General features: G+C 58.1%; 19 protein-coding genes. 12 read left to right on the top strand and 7 right to left on the bottom strand.

Going from position 1 to position 20,515, the window contains the following annotated elements:
• The first annotated feature begins 107 nt into the window (after positions 1-107).
• From O1722_RS17185 to O1722_RS17160, 6 genes are all read left to right on the top strand, one after another.
• Complete coding sequence (locus tag O1722_RS17185; protein ID WP_033486546.1) at positions 108-2,081, top strand: PhoX family protein; 1,974 nt, start codon at positions 108-110, stop codon at positions 2,079-2,081.
• A 102-nt stretch (positions 2,082-2,183) separates the two neighbouring features.
• Complete coding sequence (gene pheP / locus O1722_RS17180) at positions 2,184-3,572, top strand: phenylalanine transporter (protein ID WP_033486545.1); 1,389 nt, start codon at positions 2,184-2,186, stop codon at positions 3,570-3,572.
• 294 nt (positions 3,573-3,866) lie between these two features.
• Positions 3,867-5,102 (top strand): MFS transporter, encoded by a 1,236-nt coding sequence (locus O1722_RS17175; RefSeq protein WP_033486544.1) that lies wholly within the window; start codon positions 3,867-3,869, stop codon positions 5,100-5,102.
• 15 nt (positions 5,103-5,117) lie between these two features.
• Positions 5,118-6,143, top strand: coding sequence for a sugar phosphate isomerase/epimerase family protein (locus tag O1722_RS17170; RefSeq protein ID WP_033486543.1), 1,026 nt, complete (start codon positions 5,118-5,120; stop codon positions 6,141-6,143).
• On the top strand, positions 6,136-7,278 hold the full coding sequence (locus O1722_RS17165) for a Gfo/Idh/MocA family protein (protein WP_032652872.1): 1,143 nt from the start codon (positions 6,136-6,138) through the stop codon (positions 7,276-7,278). Before O1722_RS17170 ends, O1722_RS17165 begins: the two co-directional genes overlap by 8 nt.
• A gap of 75 nt (positions 7,279-7,353) precedes the next feature.
• The gene (locus O1722_RS17160) at positions 7,354-8,325 is read left to right on the top strand and encodes a LacI family DNA-binding transcriptional regulator (RefSeq protein WP_015571213.1); all 972 of its coding nucleotides are present in this window, start codon (positions 7,354-7,356) and stop codon (positions 8,323-8,325) included.
• Here O1722_RS17160 and O1722_RS17155 read toward each other — a convergent pair whose 3' ends face one another.
• On the bottom strand, positions 8,326-9,570 hold the full coding sequence (locus O1722_RS17155; RefSeq protein ID WP_015571212.1) for a mechanosensitive ion channel family protein: 1,245 nt from the start codon (positions 9,568-9,570) through the stop codon (positions 8,326-8,328).
• A 67-nt stretch (positions 9,571-9,637) separates the two neighbouring features.
• The gene (locus O1722_RS17150) at positions 9,638-11,074 is read right to left on the bottom strand and encodes an MFS transporter (protein WP_033486542.1); all 1,437 of its coding nucleotides are present in this window, start codon (positions 11,072-11,074) and stop codon (positions 9,638-9,640) included.
• A gap of 107 nt (positions 11,075-11,181) precedes the next feature.
• On the opposite strand from O1722_RS17150, the gene O1722_RS17145 reads away from it, so the two are divergent.
• The 3 genes from O1722_RS17145 (at position 11,182) to O1722_RS17135 (ending at position 12,788) form a co-directional block, all read left to right on the top strand.
• Complete coding sequence (locus O1722_RS17145; protein WP_033486540.1) at positions 11,182-12,051, top strand: helix-turn-helix transcriptional regulator; 870 nt, start codon at positions 11,182-11,184, stop codon at positions 12,049-12,051.
• 139 nt (positions 12,052-12,190) lie between these two features.
• On the top strand, positions 12,191-12,520 hold the full coding sequence (locus O1722_RS17140) for a type II toxin-antitoxin system RelE/ParE family toxin (protein ID WP_017382553.1): 330 nt from the start codon (positions 12,191-12,193) through the stop codon (positions 12,518-12,520).
• Positions 12,501-12,788 (top strand): helix-turn-helix domain-containing protein, encoded by a 288-nt coding sequence (locus O1722_RS17135; protein ID WP_015571209.1) that lies wholly within the window; start codon positions 12,501-12,503, stop codon positions 12,786-12,788. The genes O1722_RS17140 and O1722_RS17135 overlap by 20 nt, the downstream gene beginning before the upstream one ends.
• Before the next feature lie 36 nt (positions 12,789-12,824).
• Here the strand turns inward: O1722_RS17135 and nfsB are convergent, their stop codons facing one another.
• From nfsB to O1722_RS17120, 3 genes are all read right to left on the bottom strand, one after another.
• Positions 12,825-13,478, bottom strand: coding sequence for an oxygen-insensitive NAD(P)H nitroreductase (gene nfsB, locus O1722_RS17130; protein ID WP_003858884.1), 654 nt, complete (start codon positions 13,476-13,478; stop codon positions 12,825-12,827).
• A gap of 120 nt (positions 13,479-13,598) precedes the next feature.
• The gene (locus O1722_RS17125) at positions 13,599-13,967 is read right to left on the bottom strand and encodes an MmcQ/YjbR family DNA-binding protein (protein WP_033486537.1); all 369 of its coding nucleotides are present in this window, start codon (positions 13,965-13,967) and stop codon (positions 13,599-13,601) included.
• Positions 13,957-14,547, bottom strand: coding sequence for a TetR/AcrR family transcriptional regulator (locus O1722_RS17120; RefSeq protein WP_479954360.1), 591 nt, complete (start codon positions 14,545-14,547; stop codon positions 13,957-13,959). The genes O1722_RS17125 and O1722_RS17120 overlap by 11 nt, the downstream gene beginning before the upstream one ends.
• Positions 14,548-14,738: 191 nt before the next feature.
• Between O1722_RS17120 and O1722_RS17115 the strand changes: the two genes are divergently transcribed.
• Together O1722_RS17115 and O1722_RS17110 are read left to right on the top strand one after the other, a co-directional pair.
• On the top strand, positions 14,739-15,842 hold the full coding sequence (locus O1722_RS17115; RefSeq protein WP_017382551.1) for a RomA family MBL fold metallo-hydrolase: 1,104 nt from the start codon (positions 14,739-14,741) through the stop codon (positions 15,840-15,842).
• A gap of 32 nt (positions 15,843-15,874) precedes the next feature.
• The gene (locus tag O1722_RS17110) at positions 15,875-16,216 is read left to right on the top strand and encodes a RamA family antibiotic efflux transcriptional regulator (RefSeq protein WP_003858880.1); all 342 of its coding nucleotides are present in this window, start codon (positions 15,875-15,877) and stop codon (positions 16,214-16,216) included.
• 106 nt (positions 16,217-16,322) lie between these two features.
• Here the strand turns inward: O1722_RS17110 and O1722_RS17105 are convergent, their stop codons facing one another.
• Positions 16,323-18,467, bottom strand: coding sequence for a TonB-dependent siderophore receptor (locus O1722_RS17105; protein WP_033486535.1), 2,145 nt, complete (start codon positions 18,465-18,467; stop codon positions 16,323-16,325).
• 123 nt (positions 18,468-18,590) lie between these two features.
• On the opposite strand from O1722_RS17105, the gene O1722_RS17100 reads away from it, so the two are divergent.
• Positions 18,591-20,159: an alpha/beta hydrolase-fold protein gene (locus O1722_RS17100; protein WP_033486533.1), complete on the top strand. Its 1,569-nt coding sequence runs from the start codon at positions 18,591-18,593 to the stop codon at positions 20,157-20,159.
• On the opposite strand, the gene O1722_RS17095 is transcribed toward O1722_RS17100, so the two are convergent.
• Positions 20,145-20,393 carry a DUF1158 domain-containing protein gene (locus O1722_RS17095; RefSeq protein ID WP_003858875.1) on the bottom strand — a complete coding sequence of 83 codons (249 nt, stop codon included), beginning with the start codon at positions 20,391-20,393 and terminating at the stop codon, positions 20,145-20,147. The genes O1722_RS17100 and O1722_RS17095 overlap by 15 nt on opposite strands.
• Positions 20,394-20,515 lie beyond the last annotated feature (122 nt).

Below are 20,515 nucleotides of genomic sequence, written 5' to 3'. Positions count from 1 at the left end.
GGGCAGGGACGCCCCAATCCCTTCGTTGTCGTGTTATAAAATTGTAATAAAAGCTTCTTACACTGGTCGCCACATCCTTACCTCTTGGCCAATGACAGGAAGCCGCTATGGGCAGACCCCTCAAATCCGTATTTAAAAAAGAACATCGCGACGATATCAGTAACCGCAGCGCTAACCCGGTATTCTCCGAGGTTGCAGAGGTGTTCCTCTCCCGCCGCCGTTTTCTCCAGATGGGGGCCGTAGCGGGGGCCGCCGTATCATTCCCGTATCTGATCACACCCGAAAATGCCATTGCCGCGGTATCGAAGCCTTCCGCGCTGGCAAAAGCGGTTTCCCTGGGCTTTACCAGCATCGACGTCTCCACGGAAGACACGGTCAGGGTGCCAGAAGGCTATATTGCCCGCCCGTTCTATCGCTGGGGTGATCCGACGGGAATCAAAGACAACATGCCGGCATTTAAGCCGGACGCCAGCAATACCACAGACGAACAGGCTGTGCAGGCGGGCATGCACCACGACGGCATGGCGTGGTTTAGCCTGCCGCAGGGGGCGCAAAACCCGGAGCATGGCCTGCTGGCGCTGAACCATGAATACATCGATAACGGGATGCTGTTTACCGACGGTACGGCGAACTGGAGCCTCGATAAAGCCCGCAAGGGGCAGAACGCGATGGGCGTGTCGGTGGTGGAAGTGAAAAAAACGGGCAGCGGCTGGGAGGTGGTGCGTCCGTCTTCCTTCGCCCGGCGTATTACCGTCAATACGCCGATGCAGCTTACCGGCCCGGCGCGGCATCAGGATTTAATGAAAACCGCCGCCGATCTGCAGGGGGAACGCGTTCTGGGCACCATGCAGAACTGCGCCAACGGCCACACGCCTTGGGGCACCTATCTCACCTGCGAGGAGAACTGGTCGGACATTTTTGTGAAAAAAGCCGATCTCAATCCGCTGGAAAAACGCTACGGCATCAGCGACAGCGATGAGTCCTACCGCTGGAACGAGGTGGATGAGCGGTTCAGCGTCGATAAAACCCCTAACGAACCCAACCGTTTCGGCTGGGTGGTGGAGATCGATCCCTACAACCCGACCTCCACCCCGCGCAAGCACACCGCGCTGGGCCGCTTCAAGCATGAGGGGGCCGCCGTCACGCTCGCCGCCGATAATCGCGTGGTGGTCTACATGGGCGACGACCAGAAGTTTGAGTACATCTATAAGTTTGTCTCCGACAAAAAATACGATCCCGCGAACCGGGAAGCCAATATGCAGCTGCTGACGTCCGGCACGCTGTACGTCGCCAGGTTCAACCAGGACGGAAGCGGCGACTGGCTGCCGCTGATCTTCGGGCAAAATGGCCTGGATAAAAGCAACGGGTTTGAAAGCCAGGGCGATCTGCTGATCAAAACCCGCCTGGCGGCCGACGCGGTGGGGGCAACGAAAATGGATCGCCCGGAGTGGATTGCCGTCGATCCGCACGCCAGCGGCAGCGTCTACTGTACGCTCACCAACAACAGCGATCGCGGTAAAGAGGGCAAGGCGCCGGTCGATGCCGCTAACCCGCGCGCCAACAACGTGTTTGGTCACATCATGCACTGGCACGAAGAGGGTGCCGATCCTGCCGCCGCACGCTTTAAGTGGGATATTCTGGTTATGGCCGGGCGTACCGACGGCGACGATCCGAAGGCCAAAGGCTCCATGCAGGGCGCGGCATTCGGCAGTCCGGATGGGTTGTCGTTCGATCACCAGGGCGTCCTGTGGATCCAGACCGACGTCTCCTCCAGCACCATCAATAAGAAAGCGTACGAGGGGATGGGCAATAACCAGATGGTCGCCACCATTCCGGGCACCAACGAGTATCGCCGTTTTCTGACCGGGCCGCGCGGATGTGAAATCACCGGCATTGCGTTTACGCCGGACAACCGCACGCTGTTTATCAACATTCAGCATCCGGGGGAGGGCGGGGATGATATTACCGACCCGGCCAATCCGCGCGCTGTTTCCAACTGGCCAGACGCCAGCCCGAACGGGCGTCCGCGATCGTCAACGGTGGTGATTACCAAAGCGGACGGCGGGATCATCGGGTCGTGACGTTTATCCGCCGGGCGCATGCGCTGGCCCGGCGTTAAGCTTGCTACCACCAGCATGAAGTGTTAAAACGTGCCCCTTCTAAAAAAGAGACAGGGGTAGGGCGTGAAAGACGCGTCATCCGCTTCAGGCCATGGTAGCGCTGAAGCTTCGTCGGATCAGAGTCCGACGCTGCAACGTGGTTTGCAAAATCGACATATTCAGTTAATTGCCCTTGGCGGCGCGATCGGTACCGGGCTGTTTCTCGGCATCGGCCCCGCCATTCAAATGGCTGGCCCGGCGGTTCTGCTGGGTTACGCTATCGCCGGGATTATCGCCTTCCTGATCATGCGCCAGCTCGGCGAGATGGTCGTTGAAGAGCCGGTGTCCGGCTCCTTCGCACACTTTGCCTATAAATACTGGGGGCCGTTCGCAGGCTTCCTCTCCGGCTGGAACTACTGGGTGATGTTCGTGCTGGTGGGCATGGCAGAGCTGACCGCCGCCGGCATCTATATGCAGTACTGGCTCCCGGACGTGCCAACGTGGATTTGGGCCGCGGCCTTCTTCATCATCATTAACGCCGTTAACCTTGTGAACGTGCGCCTGTATGGCGAGACCGAGTTCTGGTTTGCGCTGATCAAGGTGCTGGCGATTATTGGCATGATCGGCTTTGGCCTGTGGCTGCTGTTCTCCGGTCACGGCGGCCAGCGTGCAAGCATCGACAACCTGTGGCAGCACGGCGGCTTTCTGGCGACCGGCTGGAAAGGGCTGATCCTGTCGCTGGCGGTCATTATGTTCTCCTTCGGCGGGCTGGAGCTGATTGGCATCACCGCGGCTGAAGCGCGCGATCCGCACAAAAGCATTCCGAAAGCGGTCAACCAGGTGGTGTACCGTATCCTGCTGTTCTATATCGGCTCGCTGGTGGTGCTGCTGGCGCTCTATCCGTGGGTAGAAGTGAAATCTGACAGTAGCCCGTTCGTGATGATCTTCCACGATTTGAACAGCAACGTGGTGGCTTCGGCGCTCAACTTCGTCATTCTCGTGGCGTCATTGTCGGTTTACAACAGCGGGGTTTACTCCAACAGCCGCATGCTGTTTGGCCTCTCCGTACAGGGCAACGCGCCGAAGTTCCTCACCCGCGTCAGCCGTCGCGGCGTGCCGATCAATTCGCTGTTCCTTTCTGGCGCTATCACCTCGCTGGTGGTGCTGATTAACTATCTGCTGCCGAAAGAGGCGTTTGGCCTGCTGATGGCGCTGGTTGTCGCCACGCTGCTGCTGAACTGGATCATGATCTGCCTGGCGCACCTTCGCTTCCGCGCGGCGATGCGACGCAAGGGGCGCGAGACGCAGTTTAAAGCGCTGCTCTATCCGGCGGGGAACTACCTCTGTATCGCCTTCCTCGGCCTGATTCTGGTGCTGATGTGCACCATGGATGAGATGCGCCTGTCAGCGATGCTGCTGCCGGTGTGGGTGGTGTTCCTGTTTATCGCGTTTAAGCTTTCACGCAAAAAGTAGCGCGGTTTTCTCCCTCTCCCTGTGGGAGAGGGCCGGGGTGAGGGCACCAGACCGCACCAAACCAGACCGCACCCGCCTTCACGCCCGGTGGCGCTGCGCTTACCGGGCCTACATGTTCGGGGACGTTATTTAGTAGGCCGGGTAAGGCGCAGCCGTCACCCGGCACCTCCCCTTCACCTTTATCGTGACTCCCCTCCCAATTCTGTTTTGATCCAGAGGATCTTTGTTTTGTAATCGATTACTTTTCATTTGAACGAATTTGTAATCGATTACTTTTTCCGGGTGAGGCTTATCATGGTGTCAACTGAGAGTAGTGAAAAGGCGATAACGCAGCACCGGCTGCTGGTGCCGCGTCTGTCGCTGATGATGTTTCTGCAATTTTTTATCTGGGGTAGCTGGTCGGTCACGCTTGGCCTGGTGATGACCCGGCACAACATGTCTTTGCTGATTGGCGACGCGTTCTCTGCCGGACCCATCGCTTCCATTCTTTCGCCGTTCGTGCTCGGGATGCTGGTGGACCGCTTCTTCGCCTCGCAGAAGGTGATGGCGGTGATGCACCTCGCGGGCGCGGCGATCCTCTGGTTCGTGCCGGGGGCGTTGATTGCTGAGAACGGCGCGCTGCTGATTGGCCTGCTGTTTGGCTACACGCTCTGCTATATGCCGACGCTGGCGCTGACCAACAACATTGCGTTTCACAGTCTGGCGAACGTGGATAAAACCTTCCCGGTAGTGCGCGTGTTCGGCACCATCGGCTGGATCGCGGCGGGCATTTTCATCGGCGTCACCGGCGTGGCGTCCAGCGTCACCATCTTCCAGGTGGCGGCGGTCAGCTCCGTGTTGCTGGCGATCTACAGCCTGACGCTGCCGCACACGCCCGCCCCGGCGAAAGGCCAGCCGGTAAAGGTGCGGGATCTCTTCTGCGCGGACGCCTTCGCGCTGCTCAAAACCCGCCACTTCTTCGTCTTCTCCGTCTGCGCGATGCTGATCTCCGTCCCGCTCGGCACCTATTACGCCTACACCGCCTCGTATCTGGCGGATGCCGGCATTGCCGACGTCAGCACCGCCATGTCCTTCGGGCAGATGTCTGAGATCGTCTTCATGCTGGTTATTCCTCTGCTGTTCCGCCGCCTGGGCGTGAAATATATGCTGCTGATCGGCATGCTGGCGTGGTTCGTGCGTTATGCCATGTTCGCGCTGGGAGTCAGCGAGGAGGGGCGCATTCTGCTGTATCTCGGCATTCTGCTCCACGGCGTCTGCTACGATTTCTTCTTTGTCGTTGGCTTTATCTACACCGACCGCGTGGCGGGCGAAAAGGTCAAAGGCCAGGCGCAGAGCATGATCGTGATGTTCACCTACGGCATCGGCATGCTGCTCGGCTCGCAGATTTCCGGCGCGCTCTACAACCGTCTGGTGGCAGGACAGACCGTGCCGCAGGCGTGGGTCACATTCTGGTGGATCCCGGCGGTGGCTGCCGCGGCGATCGCGCTGATTTTCCTTCTCACGTTTAAGTATGACGATGACAAGGCGTAACGTTCAGGAGGTGGTATGAGGACAATGAAAGGACCGGGCATTTTTCTGTCGCAGTTTATTGGCGGGGAAGCGCCCTTCAACACGCTCGACGGGCTGGCAGGATGGGCGGCGGGGAAGGGTTACAAAGCGGTGCAGATCCCCTGCAACCATCCGCATATTTTTGATGTGGAGAAAGCCGCAGAGAGTCAGGCCTACTGCGACGACATCACCGCCAGGCTGGCCGCGCATGGGCTGGTCATCAGCGAGCTGTCGACCCATCTGGAAGGGCAGCTTGTTGCGGTAAACCCGGTTTACAGCGAGGCGTTTGACCACTTCGCCCCTGCTTCCGTGCGGGGTAACGAGGCGGCGCGTCAGGCGTGGGCGACGGAAAAGCTGAAGCAGGCGGCGGTCGCCTCGGCCCGATTAGGCCTGAAAGCACACGCCACCTTCTCCGGATCGCTGGCCTGGCCGTTTTTCTACCCGTGGCCGCCGCACAACGAGCAGCGTTTTCAGGATGCATTCGGGGAGCTGGCAGCCCGCTGGCGGCCGATTCTGGATACCTTCGACGAGCAGGGCGTGGACGTCTGCTTTGAGCTGCATCCGGGGGAAGATCTGCACGACGGCGTCACCTTCGAGCGTTTTCTGGCGCTGGTCGATAACCATCCGCGCTGTAATATTCTCTACGATCCAAGCCATATGCTGCTCCAGCAGATGGATTACCTGACCTTTATTGATATCTACCATGCGCGCATTAAAGCGTTCCACGTGAAGGACGCCGAGTTCCGCCCCAGCGGGCGCAGCGGCGTCTACGGCGGCTACCAGCCGTGGATCAACCGCGCCGGACGCTTCCGCTCGCCCGGCGACGGACAGATCGACTTTAAGGGCATTTTCAGCAAGCTGACCCAGTACGACTACGACGGCTGGGCGGTGCTGGAGTGGGAGTGCTGCCTGAAGGATGGCGATACCGGCGCGAGTGAGGGCAGTGAATTTATCCGCCGTCATATCATCCCGGTTTCCGGACGGGCGTTTGATGATTTCGCCGCAGGGGGCTGCCATGATTAACGTCGGGATTATCGGCAGCGGGTTTATTGGCCCGGCGCATATCGAGGCGCTCAGGCGTCTCGGGTTTGTGCAGGTGGTCGCGCTCTGTGACGGCTCGCTCGTTAAGGCGCAGGAAAAGGCGCACCAGCTCAATGTGCCGCACGCCTGTGCCAGCGTGGAGGAACTGCTCGCGCTCCCTAATCTGCACGCGGTGCACAACTGCACGCCGAACCACCTGCACGCGGAGATTAACTGCCAGATCCTGCGTGCGGGCAAGCACGTGTTTTCCGAAAAGCCGCTGTGCATGACGCCGGACGAGGCGCGCGAGCTGGTGGCGCTGGCGGAGCAGGCAGGCGTGGTGCATGGCGTGAGTTTTGTCTATCGCCAGTTTGCGATGGTGCGCCAGGCGGCGAGCATGATGCGTGCGGGCAGCCTCGGGCGGCTGTTTGCCTCGCACGGCAGCTATTTACAGGACTGGATGCTGCTGGAAACCGACTACAACTGGCGGGTGGATGCCGCGCTCGGTGGCGCGTCGCGGGCGGTGGCGGATATCGGCTCCCACTGGTGCGATACGGTACAGTATGTGACCGGCAGGCGTATTACCGGGGTGATGGCTGATTTATCCACCGTCTGGCCGACGCGCAAGGCCAGCGCGGGCGGTCATCAGACCTTCTCCCATGACGAGCAGGCGGAGTATGAAGACAAACCGGTCACCACCGAAGACTTTGGCTCGGTGCTGTTCCGCTTTGACGACGGCAGCAAGGGCAGCTTTAGCGTCTCGCAGGTGAGCGCGGGGCGAAAAAATCGCCTGACCTTTGAAATTAACGGCAGCGAGCAGTCGGTGGCGTGGGATCAGGAAATCCCGCAGCAGCTGTGGGTCGGCCATCGCGCCAGGGCAAACCAGATACTCTGCGACGATCCGGGCCTGATGAACCGTGACGTGGCCGACAGCGCCCACTTCCCCGGCGGGCACATTGAAGGCTGGCCGGATGCCTTTAAAAATATGATGGCGCAGTTTTACCGTGCCGTGCAGGCGGGCGCGATGCCGGATAATCCGCAGTTTGCCACCTTCCACGATGGCGCCTGTGTGATGTATATCATTGATGCGATTATGAAAAGTCATCAGCAGCAGCGCTGGGTGCGCGTGGAATACTGACGCATTGCCCGGTTCGCCGGGCAATCAATTTATGGTAGCCTGCACAAAACGCTAACCGCAGGATGTATCGTCGCTATGTCAATTCAGAAAATCGCTCAACTGGCCGGGGTATCCGTGGCAACGGTCTCCCGCGTACTGAATAACAGCGATACCGTGAAGGCGAAAAACCGCGAGCGCGTTTTGCAGGCGATCCAGGAGAGTAACTATCAGCCCAATCTGCTGGCGCGTCAGCTGCGCACTGCCCGCAGCTATATGATCCTGGTGATGGTCTCGAACATCGCCAACCCGTTCTGCGCCGAAGTGGTGAAGGGCATTGAAGCCGAGGCAGAAAAGAACGGCTATCGCATTCTGCTGTGCAACTCCGGCTCGGATATTGAGCGCTCCCGCTCGGGCTTAAGCCTGCTCTCCGGCAAAATCGTCGACGGCATTATCACCATGGATGCATTCTCGAAACTGCCGGAGCTGGCCGCGCTGATTGGCAACGCGCCGTGGGTGCAGTGCGCTGAATACGCCGATGCGGGCGCGGTCTCCTGCGTGGGGATTAATGATGTTGATGCCTCCCAGCACGTTGTCAGCCAGCTTGCCGACGGGGGACGCAAACGCATTGCGCTCATCAACCACGACCTCAGCTACAAATATGCCCGTCTGCGCGAGCGCGGCTATAAGAGCGTCATACACCTGCGGGATCTGGATTATCAGGCGGTGGAGTACGCCAGTGAGCTCAGCTCTGGTGCGGGCATGGCGGCGATGCAAAACCTGTTAAAAGCAAACCCGCCGGATGCGGTGTTTGCCGTTTCCGATACGCTGGCGGCGGGGGCGCTGCGCGCCATTCAGCAGGCAGGGCTGCGGGTGCCAGAAGATATCGCGGTGGTAGGCTTTGACGGCACTGAGCTGGCGGAGATGATTTCACTCACCACTATTGAACAGCCGTCGCGGGATATCGGGCGCAAGGCGGTCAATCTGCTGTTAAATAAGATCGACAACCCGGATGCGCCCACGGAAAGGGTCATGATGGACTGGCGCTTTATTTCCCGCGCCAGCTCCTGATTATCTGGCGATGACGCCAGCCAGCGAGCGAATATCGTTTCCGGTTGGCGACTGGTGAATACGCAGGCCAAATTCATCTACCACCGCGAAAATATGATCGAAGATGTCGGCCTGAATATCTTCGTATTCCGCCCAGATCACCGTGTTGGTAAAGGCATATATTTCAATTGGCAGCCCGTTGGCATCCGGCGCGAGCTGGCGCACCATCAGCGTCATATCTTTGCGAATGCGCGGGTGGTTACGCAGATATTCATTCAGGTAGGCACGGAAGGTGCCGATATTGGTCATCTTGCGCAGGTTTAATACCGATTCCCCTTCGCCGTTCTGCTGATTCCACAGGTTAATTTCCTCATGACGCGCCGCCAGATACGGCTTCAGCAGTTTCGCCTGAATCAGTTTCTGCTGCTCCTGCTCGTCGAGGAAATGAATGCTGGTGGTATCGATATTCAGGCTACGCTTGATGCGGCGGCCACCGGAGGCGGACATGCCGCTCCAGTTGATGAACGCATCGGACACCAGCGCCCAGGTCGGGATGGTGGTGATGGTGTTATCGAAGTTGCGCACTTTAACGGTGGTCAGGCCGATGTCGGTCACCGTGCCGTTGGCGCCGTACTTCGGCATCTCCAGCCAGTCGCCGAGCTTGAGCATGTCGTTGGCGGAGAGCTGAATGCCCGCCACTAAGCCCAGTATCGGGTCTTTAAAGACCAGCATCAGAACGGCAGCCATCGCACCCAGGCCGCTTATCAGAATGGCGGGTGACTGACCGATCAGCAGGGAGATAATCAGTATCCCCACCAGAATGGCACTCACCAGCTTAACGCCCTGGAATATCCCCTTCAGCGGCAGCTGCGAGGCGGTAGCCATTTTCTGCGACAGATTGAAAATCACGTCCAGCAACGAGAAGAAGGAGAGCAGGGCATAAACCATCACCCACAATTTCGCGCAGGTGGTGAGTAATTCCGCCGCTTCGCTGCCTTTTTGCAGCCACAGAACCGCCTGAACGTTGACGATTATCCCCTGGAGGGTAAACGCCAGACGGTGAAATAATTTGTTCTGCGTAATGATCTGCAACCATAAATGGCTGCTGGCCTGGGCGCGTTTCTCGAATGCGCGCAGCACCACTTTGTGCAGAATAAAATGAACAATAATGGCTGTAAGAAAAATAATACCAAAGATAATCACTAAAGAGGTGGTGTGATTAATTTCAATCCCTAACTCTTCAACCTGAGCAATTAATTCCTGCATAACGTCTCCTGTATTGATGCAGCCCCATAATGGCGGCTGCGGATCTATTATGCAAATTCAAGCAGTTTTATTTTGTCGCCGGACAAGCCTTGACGACCGGTAAACACAGACGATGACGCATACGCAGCGTGACCAGCGCCAGCACCACCATCATGGCCGTTTCCACCATCAGGAAGACGTTGACCGCCTGGGTATAATCTCCGTGATGATTTTGCAGCCCGTGCAGCAAAATCGCGCCGAAAATGGCCGGGCCAAGCCCCAGCGCAGCCTGTTGCAGCGTGCTTAAAATCGCGCTCGCGGCCCCCGCGTCGTCAGGCTGAATATCGCGCATCCCGATACGGTAGAAGCTGTTTACAATCAGCGCCTGCCCGTAACCCACCAGCCCGGTGGCCGGGGCCAGCGTCAGCGCGGTATTCTGCATTCCCCAGTGACGGAACGTGGCGATCAGCGCCACCAGGCCGACAAGCTGAATCGCAAGCCCGGTCAGCAGGATGGCGCTGGTGCTGTAGCGGGCAATCAGGCGTGGGGCGAACCAGGCAGAAATAAAATAGGTGACGCCAAGCGCGATAAAGCTGTTCCCGGACTGCCATGGCGCCATCCCCAGACCGCTTTGCATGGTCAGCGCCATACAGAACATGAACCCGGACCAGACGCTGAAAAAGAGTATCCCAATCAGTACGCCAAAGCGGATGCTGCGCAGCTGCAACAGGCGCGGGGCGATGAGCGGGTGGGCATTCTCACGCTCTTTTTTGCGCGAGTTCAGCACCATCAAACAGGCCAGCGGCACAATCGCCAGCAGTGCGGCCTTCAGCGGCCACGACCAGTGCCACTGCGGGCCGAGCGCCATCGGGAACAGCAGACAGCACAGTATTGCCGTCAGCAGGACAGTCCCGGTCCAGTCAATGCGCGACGGCGTGTCGCGGCGGGTTTCCGGCACGTAGCGACGGCTCAGCGCCAGCACCACCAGACAAATCGGCACGTTGATAAAGAAGGCGTTGCGCCAGCCCAGCCCGGCGATGTCCGCCGACACCAGCCAGCCGCCACCCATCTGGCCGACGATAAACGCAATTCCGCCGATACCCCCGAACAGGCTGATCGCTCTGGCGTGTGCCGTTCCTTTTAACGTCACATGCAACGTCGCGAGAATTTGCGGCATGATCAGCGCGGCGCCCGCGCCCTGAAGAATGCGCGCGCCAAGCAACTGTTCGATATTGCCCGCCATGCCGCACAGCAGTGAGGCCAGGCCAAAACACGCCACGCCCCACATAAACAGGCGACGGCGGCCAAGGTTATCGCCCAGCTTGCTGCCGGGGGTCAGGCAGACGGCAAAGGCCACGCCGTAGAGGGCGACGATCAGCTCCAGTTCGGTGGCGGTGGCGTGTAACGAATGGGTGATGGAATCCAGCGCCACGTTGGTGATTGAGGTATCAATCAGCGGCAGCATCTGGCCGGTTAACAGCAATATCAGGCCCGCACGACCCGGTGAAACAACTGACGTATTCATGGTGACTCCATTGCGTCAAACAGCGTAGAGTCGTAGCATCAACCATCTGATAAACGGGTACCAGTTCTTGCTTATACTGGTACTGACACTACCATGCAGGAGATGTTATGGCGCTGATGTCTGAACCTGTCACCTCTCTCCAGGATGACACCCGAAAGCAGCTGGGCGCGTTTTTGCGTGCCCGGCGCGAAAGCCTCGATCCGCAGCGGCTCGGCTTACCGCGCAGCGGCCGCCGCCGCACGCCGGGCCTGCGGCGAGAGGAGGTGGCGATGCTCGCGGATGTCGGCGTGACCTGGTACACCTGGCTGGAACAGGGCCGGGACGTCAATCCGTCCAGCGCGGTGATGGCCGCCATCGCAAAAGCGCTGCAATGCACCCCGACCGAAGCCCGACATCTTTTTGTGCTCGCCGGTTTGCCGCCGGGCGAAGCCCCGCAGGCGGTGTGCTGCGAGGGGATCAGCGAAGGCACGCGTCGCCTGCTGGATACCCTGATGCCGAAACCTGCCAGTATTCAGAAACCGAATTTCGATATCGTGGCGTGGAACGACAGCTTCGGCCACCTGATGGGCGTCGATTTCAACGCCATCCCGCCGGAAGATCGCAACTGTATTTACCTGTTCCTCACCCATCCGGCGTGGCGCGCGCGGCTCGGCAAACGTGACGACGTGCTGCCGATTTTCGTCTCCTACTTCCGCGCGGCCATGGCTGAGCACCGTGGCGACCCGCTCTGGGAAGCGAAGCTGGCGCGTTTTTTTGCGGTGTCCGAAGAGTTCAAAACCCTGTGGCACCAGCGTAACGACGTGCGCGGCGTGGAGAACCAGCTCAAGCTGTTTACCCATCCCGAGCTGGGGGATTTTCATCTCCAGCAGATGTACTGGTACTCTGCGCCGCGAAACGGATCGCGGCTGCTGGTCTATTTACCCGTGGATGAGGCAGGGGAGAGGGCGATGGCGTGGCTGGAGGAGCAGGGGAAGTAAGTGTTTTGCGAGGGGCTTTGAGGGAATCAACGCGGATCCGGTCCTGCCAGGAATAAGCTGGTAAGGTGAATCACGAAAGGCAAAATTAGCCTTTAATGCAAATTGCCTTACATGCTAATATTATCAGGGATGAAATACAGTGTTCAGACTTATCGTTCATGCGGCAGTCAGGGAGGAGATCCTCTCATTGCCTGCGGGAGTACAGGCGAAGCTGATTCGCCAGCTTGATAAATTACGCAACAACCCGACAGTATTGCGTGAACCTGACAGCAAACCCTTACCCAATGGTTTGTTCGAAATCCGAACCGTCGGGCTGATCCATACTCGTGGGATCTACGTTTATCAGCGGGAAAGAACCATTTTTCTGCTGCGGGTGTTTATCAAGAAGACGCAAAAAACGCCCTCTGCTGAACTCCGTCTGGCACTGAAACGACAACAGGAGATGTTGGATGAGCAAAAAGATTATTGACTGGGACGAACTCAGAGCTGAACTGTTAAGCGATTCAGAAGTTCAGGCTTCCTTTGATGCAGAAGAGCGCAAGGAGCGTCTGCGGGAGATGCTGGCGCAATGGCGCAATCATGCTGGTCTGACGCGCGCCCAGGTGGCGGAGCGGATGGGCGTCAGCGCCCCGACGGTATCACGAATGGAAGCAAATATTACCCGGGCGAGTCTCGATACATTAACGCGTTATGCGCTGGTGTGCGGGGTAAAGCATCCGCAGATAACGCTTTACTGAAAACGGGCACGCCGATAGCCGGCGTGCCAGAAGCGCTTAGCATTCAGTCACAATCGTGCTCAGCGGCAGGCGAGATTTCGGCAGCGTGGCGTTGAAATCTTCCACGCTGTGATGCCCGACCGGGACCACCACCAGGCTGGTGAAGCCTTTCTCTTTCAGGCCAAACTCTTCGTCGAGGATCGCGGCGTCAAACCCTTCGATGGGTACCGCATCCAGGCCCATAGCGGCCACGCCCAGCAGGAAGTTGCCGACGTTCAGGTAAACCTGCTTCGCCATCCACTGGTCGTCATCTTTCAGATCCACGCGGTGCATGTCGGCAAAATAGCAGCGGCCTTTGTGGTTCGCGGCTTTTGCTTCTGGCGTGGCGAAACGGCCGTCAGCCTCTTCCTGATCGACAACGCGCTCAAGCCAGGCATCGTCCATCGCGGTTTTCGCGCAGAACACCACCACGTGAGAGGCATCCAGCATTTTGCGTTCGTTAAACACATAGGTGCCCGCCGCGGATTTTGCCACGCGCGCTTTACCCTCTTCAGTGCTGGCAACAATAAAGTGCCACGGCTGGGAGTTGGTGCTGGACGGGCTGTATTGCAGCAGCGTTTTGATTTTTTCCGCTTCTTCTGCGGTCAGTTTTTTGGCTGGGTCGAACGCCTTGGTAGAGTGGCGTTTCAGGGCGACAGAAATAATATCCATAACAACTCCTGGTGATGAAATTAGCCCGCGGGCGGGCGTGAAAGGAAAGCAGATTACCGCGCGAAGCGGGAAAAGATAAGTGCGATTCGAGCGCTTATTCTGTTCGTCTCAGACGAACAATCAGGCTGGCCGGATCCACTTCTGATCTTTTTTCGGCAGTTTATCAACGACCAGATTCCACGAATCCGTAATCAGGTCGGTGACCAGTTCAGGCGTGATGTCGTCCGTGCCATAAAGTGAGATCCAGTGTTTTTTATTCAGATGGTAACCGGGCTCCACGCCACGGTAGATCTGCTGATTGAGCAGCGATTTTTCCGGATCGGATTTCAGGCTGACGTGGGCCCGACCGTGTGCGGTCGCCATCAGCATAAAAATTTTCCCGCCTACCTTAAACACGTCATACTCCGGGCCAAACGGCCAGCAATGTTCGGTAAAAGGCATCTCCAGCGCGACGCATCTGGCATGTTCCTGCAAGGATTTACTGTCCATGGTTATCTTCCTCAGCAAGCCCGCGCCACATGGCTTCAAAGCCCAGCGCTTTAAAATCGACGGCACGGGACGGATCGCGCGCGGCAAACTCCATGGTGGTTTCAGCCAGCGATAAGAACATTGCATCACCGAAGGTCTTAAACTCGTCAGACATAAACACCGGGCGGATCGAACGACGACACAGTTCATGCAGCTCCGGGAACATGTCTTTCACCGCCTGCTCGGTTTCGGCGTTCAGCTTTTCACTGACGCCAATCTGGCGGATAGCCGCATGCGCCAGGGGGTTACGAATGCCCCAGTCTACATAGCTGTTCCAGATATTGCGGGTATGCTCTTTTGGCTCGGTGATGGTGCGATCGAGATTCGCCAGCATGGTCTGGCAGAAATCCTGCTTCAGATGCAGGTAGAGGGCATTCAGCAGATCGTCTTTGGTAGCAAAGTAGCGAAACAGTGTCCCTTCAGCGACGCCCGCATTACGGGCAATTAACGCCGTTGAGGCGGCAATACCTGACTGCGCAAACGCAGCCGTTGCTGCTTCCAGTAAGGCCTGTTTTTTATCTTCACTCTTCGGACGTGCCACTAAATTTTTCCTCCCGTCAATTGTAAAAGCCCTGATTGAAACACGAGCCTTGATACGCTGCAACGCGGAATGTCAAAGAACGAAAACCTTCTTGACGGCGTAATCATCCTATCTATAATGAGTGCTTACTCACTCATAATCAAGTGTCACCCGCGCAAACCATCGGATGGGGCGCGTAGGCGGGTCAGGAAATGAAAAAGCCTCTATTCATCTGCGTGGTGTTAGTCATGATTATTGCTTCAGCTGCCAGTTTACCGTTTGTACTGAATGCCGGATTTGGCCAGCCACCGCAGGGTGCGCAGCTCTCTGAAGTGGAAGCCTCTCCGCACTATCGCGACGGGCAATTCCATAACACGCTCCCTACGCCGGGCTTTACCGGGCAACAAAATATGCTGGTGGCGTGGTGGCAGTTCCTTACCCGTAAAACCGAAAACGCCCGTCCTGCGCAGCCGCTGCCGCTGGTGAAAACCGATCTGGCGAGCCTGTCGCCTGAACAGGACACGCTGGTGTGGCTCGGCCACTCCTCCTGGTATATGCAGCTGGCGGGGAAACGCATCCTGATCGATCCGGTTCTGAGTAGCTACGCCGCACCGTTCTCCTTCCTCAATAAAGCGTTTGCGGGGGAGTACCCGTGGCGTGCGGAGAGCATGCCGGAGATCGACCTGCTGATTATCTCCCACGATCACTATGACCATCTGGATTACGCCACCATCAAGGCGCTGCTGCCGAAGGTTAAGCGCGTGGTCACCCCGCTGGGCGTGGGGTCGCATCTGCGCTACTGGGGGATGAACCCTGAGATTATCGACGAGCGGGACTGGAACCAGTCGGTGCATATCAGCGATACGCTGACCGTACACGTTCTGCCGGCGCGCCATTTTTCCGGGCGCGGCATTAAGCGTAACCAGACCCTGTGGGGCAGCTTTATGTTTGTCACCCCAGAGCGAAAGGTCTACTACAGCGGAGACTCCGGTTACGGCCCGCATTTCAAAGCGATTGGCGAGCAGTTTGGCGGAGTAGACTTAGCCATCATGGAAAACGGCCAGTACGACCAGGACTGGAAGTACATCCATATGCACCCGGCAGAAACGGCGCAGGCCTCGGCAGATCTCAATGCCAAAGCGGTCGTACCGGGACATAACGGGCGTTTTGTGCTGGCGAAACATACCTGGAACGATCCACTGATCCAGCTGGCGAAAGCCAGTAAGGATAAAAACTACCGGCTGCTGACGCCGGAGCTGGGCGAGCCCGTGCGGGTGAGTGATACCACGCAACAATTTCGCGAGTGGTGGGAATAATGTTTAAGCGAGAAGCAGAGGGGGAGAGCAGTATGACGATTTCCGCTCAGGTCATTGATACGATTGTCGAATGGATTGATGACAATCTACACCAGCCGTTACGCATCGAAGAGATTGCCCGCCATGCGGGTTACTCAAAATGGCATTTACAGCGGCTGTTTATGCAGTACAAAGGCGAAAGTCTGGGGCGCTACATCCGCGAACGCAAGCTGCTGATGGCGGCGCGCGATCTGCGTGAGTCAGACGAGCGCGTGTACGATATCTGCCTGCGCTACGGGTTTGACTCGCAGCAGACGTTTACCCGCATCTTTACCCGCACCTTCAACCAGCCGCCCGGGGCGTATCGCAAAGAAAACCACGGTCGGGCGCACTGAAAAACATCCCCTCACCCTAACCCTCTCCCCAAAGGGGAGAGGGGACGATTACACCCTCGCCCCTTTGGGGAGAGGGCCGGGGTGAGGGGATCAGACAGCACCATGCTTACCAGCTGTAATTCACCGTCGCCGTCACCGTCCGGCCAATCCCGTAGAAGCACGCCGTATCGCTTGCGCATGACGCCACATACTTCGTGTCTGCCACGTTATTGACGTTGAACTGCACGCTTGCCCCTTTCAGGCTGCGGTTCATCTCGCCCAGATCGTAGCGCAGCATCGCGTCATATAGATCCACCGATGGCACCTTGAAGGTGTTCTTCGCATCGCCGTAGCTGGTGCCGATGTAGCGCATCCCCACGCCAGCGGTCAGGCTCTTCAGCGCTCCGCCCGGAACGGTATAGCTGGCGAACGCCGATGCCATATGCGCTGGAATGCGCGCAGGCGTTTTGCCTTCAGTTCCCGCCACCGTGGTGCTTTTGGTTTTCGCATCGGTGTAGGTGTAGGAGCCAATCAGGTTGATGTTATCCATCAGCGTGGCGTGGATTTCCGCTTCGGCGCCTTTCGAACGCACCTTGCCCGCATTTTCGAACCAGCCTTCAGCGCTGTTATAGGTCGCGACGTTGTCCTGAGTTAAATCGTATAGCGCGAGGGTCATCAGCGTGGTGTCGACCGGCTGATATTTCACGCCAATCTCGGTCTGCTCCCCGGTAGTAGGCCTGAATGGCGCAACGCCCGGCGCACGGTTGGTTTGCAGGTTCGGTTCAAACGAGGTGCTGTAGCTGATGTACGGCGACAGGCCAGAATCAAACGCGTACAGCAGGCCAGTGCGCCAGGTAAATTTGTTGTCGTTCTGCTGGGTTAAGCTGTTATCGGTGAAGTCGTTGGTACGCACTTCGCTCCAGTCGTAGCGCCCGGAAACCAGCCACTCCCAGTTGTTCCAGCTCATCTGATCCTGAAGATACAGGCCCATCTGGTCGAGATTTTGCTGCTCGTCGGTGGCCGTTTTGAAGGTACTTTCATCCACGTTCACGCCGTAAACCGGGTTTGTCCAGTCGAGGTCATACTGTGAGCCGCTCCCGCGCGCCAGCAGCTGTTTATCCTTACTGGTCTTGTAATCAAACCCGCCGAGCAGGGTGTGGTTGACGCTTCCGGTCTCCAGCAGATATTCCAGCTGGTTATCAAGGCCAAATTCGTTGGTCGTGCGCTCTTCACGCTGGGCGCGACGGGTCAACACCGTGCTGTTGGCCGCGCTGTTGGCGTAAACCAGATAACGATATTTCTGCTTGATGGTGGCGTAACGGGCGTTCTGGCGGAAGGTGAGGTTGTCGGCGAACTGGTGTTCCAGCTCGTAGCCAATCATCGTCTGCTCGCGCCAGGATTGATTGTAATTCGGATCGCTGACGTTAAAGTCGCGCGGGATGTACTTCCCGTCGGCGCTTTTCACCGTGCCATACGCGGGCAGGAAGTTGCGGTATCCGGCATCCGGATCTTTCTGGTAGCTGGTCAGCAGCGTAAAGCGGGTCTGATCGTTCGGGTACCAGGTGATCGCCGGGGCGATCGCCATCCGCGTCTCTTTATAATCGTCCACCTGATTATGCTGCGTACGGGCGATACCGTTCACGCGATACAGCACGCGGCCGTCGTCGCTCAGCTTGCCGCCGAAATCAAACGCACCTTCGGCGAGATCGTTATTGCCGGTGCGGAACTGCACGTTGTGAATGGCCTCCGCCGTCGGGCGCTTGCTGGTCATGCTGATTAATCCGCCCGGATTCACCTGTCCAAACAGCACCGACGCCGGGCCGCGCACCAGCTCCACGCGCTCCAGCAGCCACGGGTCAACTGTGCCCGTCTGTGAGGAAGCCGTTGCGCCAAAGCTTAAGCCGTCGAGGAATTTCGGCACGTAGCTAAAGCCGCGCACAAACACCTCGTCGTTACGGTTAGACGAGCCCCGGTACTCGGTAAACACGCCCGCCGAGTAGCGCAGCGCCTGCGAAACGGAGGTGACGTCCTGCATGTTCATCTGATCGCGGGTGATCACCGATACCGACTGCGGCGTCTTCACGATCTCCGCGCTGGTCTTGGTGGCGGAGAGCGTTTTCGTCGCCACAATGCCTTTTACGGGCGCAGTGGGCTCTTCACTCACGCCCTGCGTCACCGTAATCGTTTCTTCTTTCGTTTCTGCCTGAGCCGCGACGCTGGTCGTCGCCAGACTCAGCAGCCAGAGCTGCATTATCTTATTATTTTTAAACATTTTTATTGAACGTCCTTGGTTGCTATCGCCATAAAAACACCGGTAAAACGCCGTTGATGATATTGCAAATTATTACCATTTGCATTAGCGTTGTTAACAAATTTCGTTGGGGAACAAGCGGTAATGAAGAGGGTATGGAGTGGGTTGCTGCTGGGGATCGGCGCGCTGCCCGCCGTGGCGGCAACGTGCGAGCAGTCGTCCCGGCAGGGCGATGTTCAGGGAAAGTTTGATGCCAGCGGCGAAGTCTGCTTCTCCCTGCCCGAGCTGGATGAAAATTACGTTTCCGCCACGCTGCATGGCGTGACGGATGCGCGCCTGCTGGATGGGCAAAACCGCCGCATCCGTACGCTGATCGAAAACGGTCCTGCGGACGGGGAACACACGCTGCTGTTTGCCCTGCCGGTGAAACAGAACACCTCGCTGGTGCTACACGGCGAAGCCGGCAAGCCGTGGCGTTTTCAGTGGCGGATGAAAGAGACCTCTCCGTTACCACGCGTGCAGATGATGGCGCCAGAAAGCCCGACGCTGAAGGCGCTGGCAAACGTCATTTCTGCCGGTGGAAGTACCGAGGCGTTCTGGCAGGCGCAGCGTCGACAGGGAACGCCGATGGTGGAGCCGGTAGATGCGAGCCATAAGCGGGTGACCTTTCTGTGGCGCGGCGCGCGGGATAACGTCTTCATTCTCGGCTCTCCGGCGGGGGATCACGATCCGCTGTTCCGTCTGGGCAACAGCGACGTCTGGTTCCGCAGCTACGTGGTCCCCGCTGATACGGTGATGCAGTACAAGCTCGCCCCCGATGTGCCGATCGTTGAAGGCTCTGCCCGCGATCAACGCCGCGCCATCCTGGTAAGCGCGCAGGCCGATCCGCTTAACCCGAATAGCTTTGGGGAGCAGAAGACCGATCGCTGGAATCGCTATTCTCTGCTCGATCTCAGCCCGGCGCGCTACTGCTCCGTTCGGGCTACGGCACAGCCGCTGTTACACGGGACGTTGAGCCGCCAGAGGCTGAGCAGCAACATCCTCGGCAATGCCCGCGACGTGATGATCTACCAACCGCGCGGCGCACAGCCTGCACGCTGGACGCTCATCCTTTTCGACGGACAGGTTTATCAGGACGAATACCATTTTGCCAACGTGCTGGACGGTCTGATTGCCCGACATCACCTGCCTCCGATTAACGTGGTGTTTATCGACAGCCTCGATCACGCCCGTCGCGGCAACGAGCTGCCGCCGAACCCGGATTTTGCTGACTTTATGGCGCACGAGCTGCTGCCGTGGCTGCGGGGGAAGGGCATCGGCATGCAGCGGCAGAAAACCGTACTGGCAGGATCAAGCTACGGGGGAATTGCCTCTTCATGGGTGGCGCTGCGCTATCCGCGCCTGTTTGGCAACGTGCTGAGCCTTTCCGGTTCTTACTGGTGGGCGCCGGAAGGTGACGCTCCCGGCTGGCTGACGCGCCAGTACCAACAGTCTCCACCGTATCCGGTGCGTTTCTGGTTACAGGCCGGGAAGTTTGAAACCACGGGACCGGGCGGCGGCATCTATCGCACCACGCAGGATTTTGAACAGGTGCTGAGGAATAAAGGCTATCGCGTCAGCTTCCACCCCTCATCCAGCGGCCACGACTACGCGGCCTGGTGTGAAGCGCTGATCCACGGGATGCGCGATCTCACTGGCTTACGACGCCAGTGAAAACCAGCGGCGCCAGATGAAACGCAGGATAAAGAATTCGATGGCGCCGAGCACCAAAAACCACAGACAGAACAGAATGGTGTACAGCTGATTCAGATCGACCATATGAAAGGTCTGAACCAGCTTCTGCGCCAGCACCAGACCCAGCGACGGCGCGGGTAACAGCAGGCAGGAGAGCAGGGCCATCAGCAAAATGCCCCCTGCGGTGAGCAGCGATTCTAACGGGTGTTTCATCGTAATGTTAATCGTCAGTTAAAAATGTCATTGTCCGGCATCCTGAAACGTAAAGCAATATCATCCCCGCTGGCAAAATTGGGTAAAAGGCCACCGTTATTCTGCGAATTAATAACAGAAAA

It is taken from the genome of Enterobacter cloacae complex sp. HYC003_NIDB (assembly GCF_056673375.1).
Note: the sequence above shows the minus strand (reverse complement) of the source record. Positions and strands in the feature narration are given on the sequence as shown.

Bases quoted from the DNA above. Each gene is read 5' to 3' on its own strand.
- O1722_RS17185 (WP_033486546.1), top strand. From the start codon at position 108: ATGGGCAGACCCCTCAAATCCGTATTTAAAAAAGAACATCGCGACGAT.
- O1722_RS17175 (WP_033486544.1), top strand. From the start codon at position 3,867: ATGGTGTCAACTGAGAGTAGTGAAAAGGCGATAACGCAGCACCGGCTG.
- O1722_RS17170 (WP_033486543.1), top strand. From the start codon at position 5,118: ATGAGGACAATGAAAGGACCGGGCATTTTTCTGTCGCAGTTTATTGGC.
- O1722_RS17165 (WP_032652872.1), top strand. From the start codon at position 6,136: ATGATTAACGTCGGGATTATCGGCAGCGGGTTTATTGGCCCGGCGCAT.
- O1722_RS17160 (WP_015571213.1), top strand. From the start codon at position 7,354: ATGTCAATTCAGAAAATCGCTCAACTGGCCGGGGTATCCGTGGCAACG.
- O1722_RS17155 (WP_015571212.1), bottom strand. From the start codon at position 9,570: ATGCAGGAATTAATTGCTCAGGTTGAAGAGTTAGGGATTGAAATTAAT.
- O1722_RS17150 (WP_033486542.1), bottom strand. From the start codon at position 11,074: ATGAATACGTCAGTTGTTTCACCGGGTCGTGCGGGCCTGATATTGCTG.
- O1722_RS17145 (WP_033486540.1), top strand. From the start codon at position 11,182: ATGGCGCTGATGTCTGAACCTGTCACCTCTCTCCAGGATGACACCCGA.
- O1722_RS17135 (WP_015571209.1), top strand. From the start codon at position 12,501: ATGAGCAAAAAGATTATTGACTGGGACGAACTCAGAGCTGAACTGTTA.
- nfsB (WP_003858884.1), bottom strand. From the start codon at position 13,478: ATGGATATTATTTCTGTCGCCCTGAAACGCCACTCTACCAAGGCGTTC.
- O1722_RS17125 (WP_033486537.1), bottom strand. From the start codon at position 13,967: ATGGACAGTAAATCCTTGCAGGAACATGCCAGATGCGTCGCGCTGGAG.
- O1722_RS17115 (WP_017382551.1), top strand. From the start codon at position 14,739: ATGAAAAAGCCTCTATTCATCTGCGTGGTGTTAGTCATGATTATTGCT.
- O1722_RS17110 (WP_003858880.1), top strand. From the start codon at position 15,875: ATGACGATTTCCGCTCAGGTCATTGATACGATTGTCGAATGGATTGAT.
- O1722_RS17105 (WP_033486535.1), bottom strand. From the start codon at position 18,467: ATGTTTAAAAATAATAAGATAATGCAGCTCTGGCTGCTGAGTCTGGCG.
- O1722_RS17100 (WP_033486533.1), top strand. From the start codon at position 18,591: ATGAAGAGGGTATGGAGTGGGTTGCTGCTGGGGATCGGCGCGCTGCCC.
- O1722_RS17095 (WP_003858875.1), bottom strand. From the start codon at position 20,393: ATGAAACACCCGTTAGAATCGCTGCTCACCGCAGGGGGCATTTTGCTG.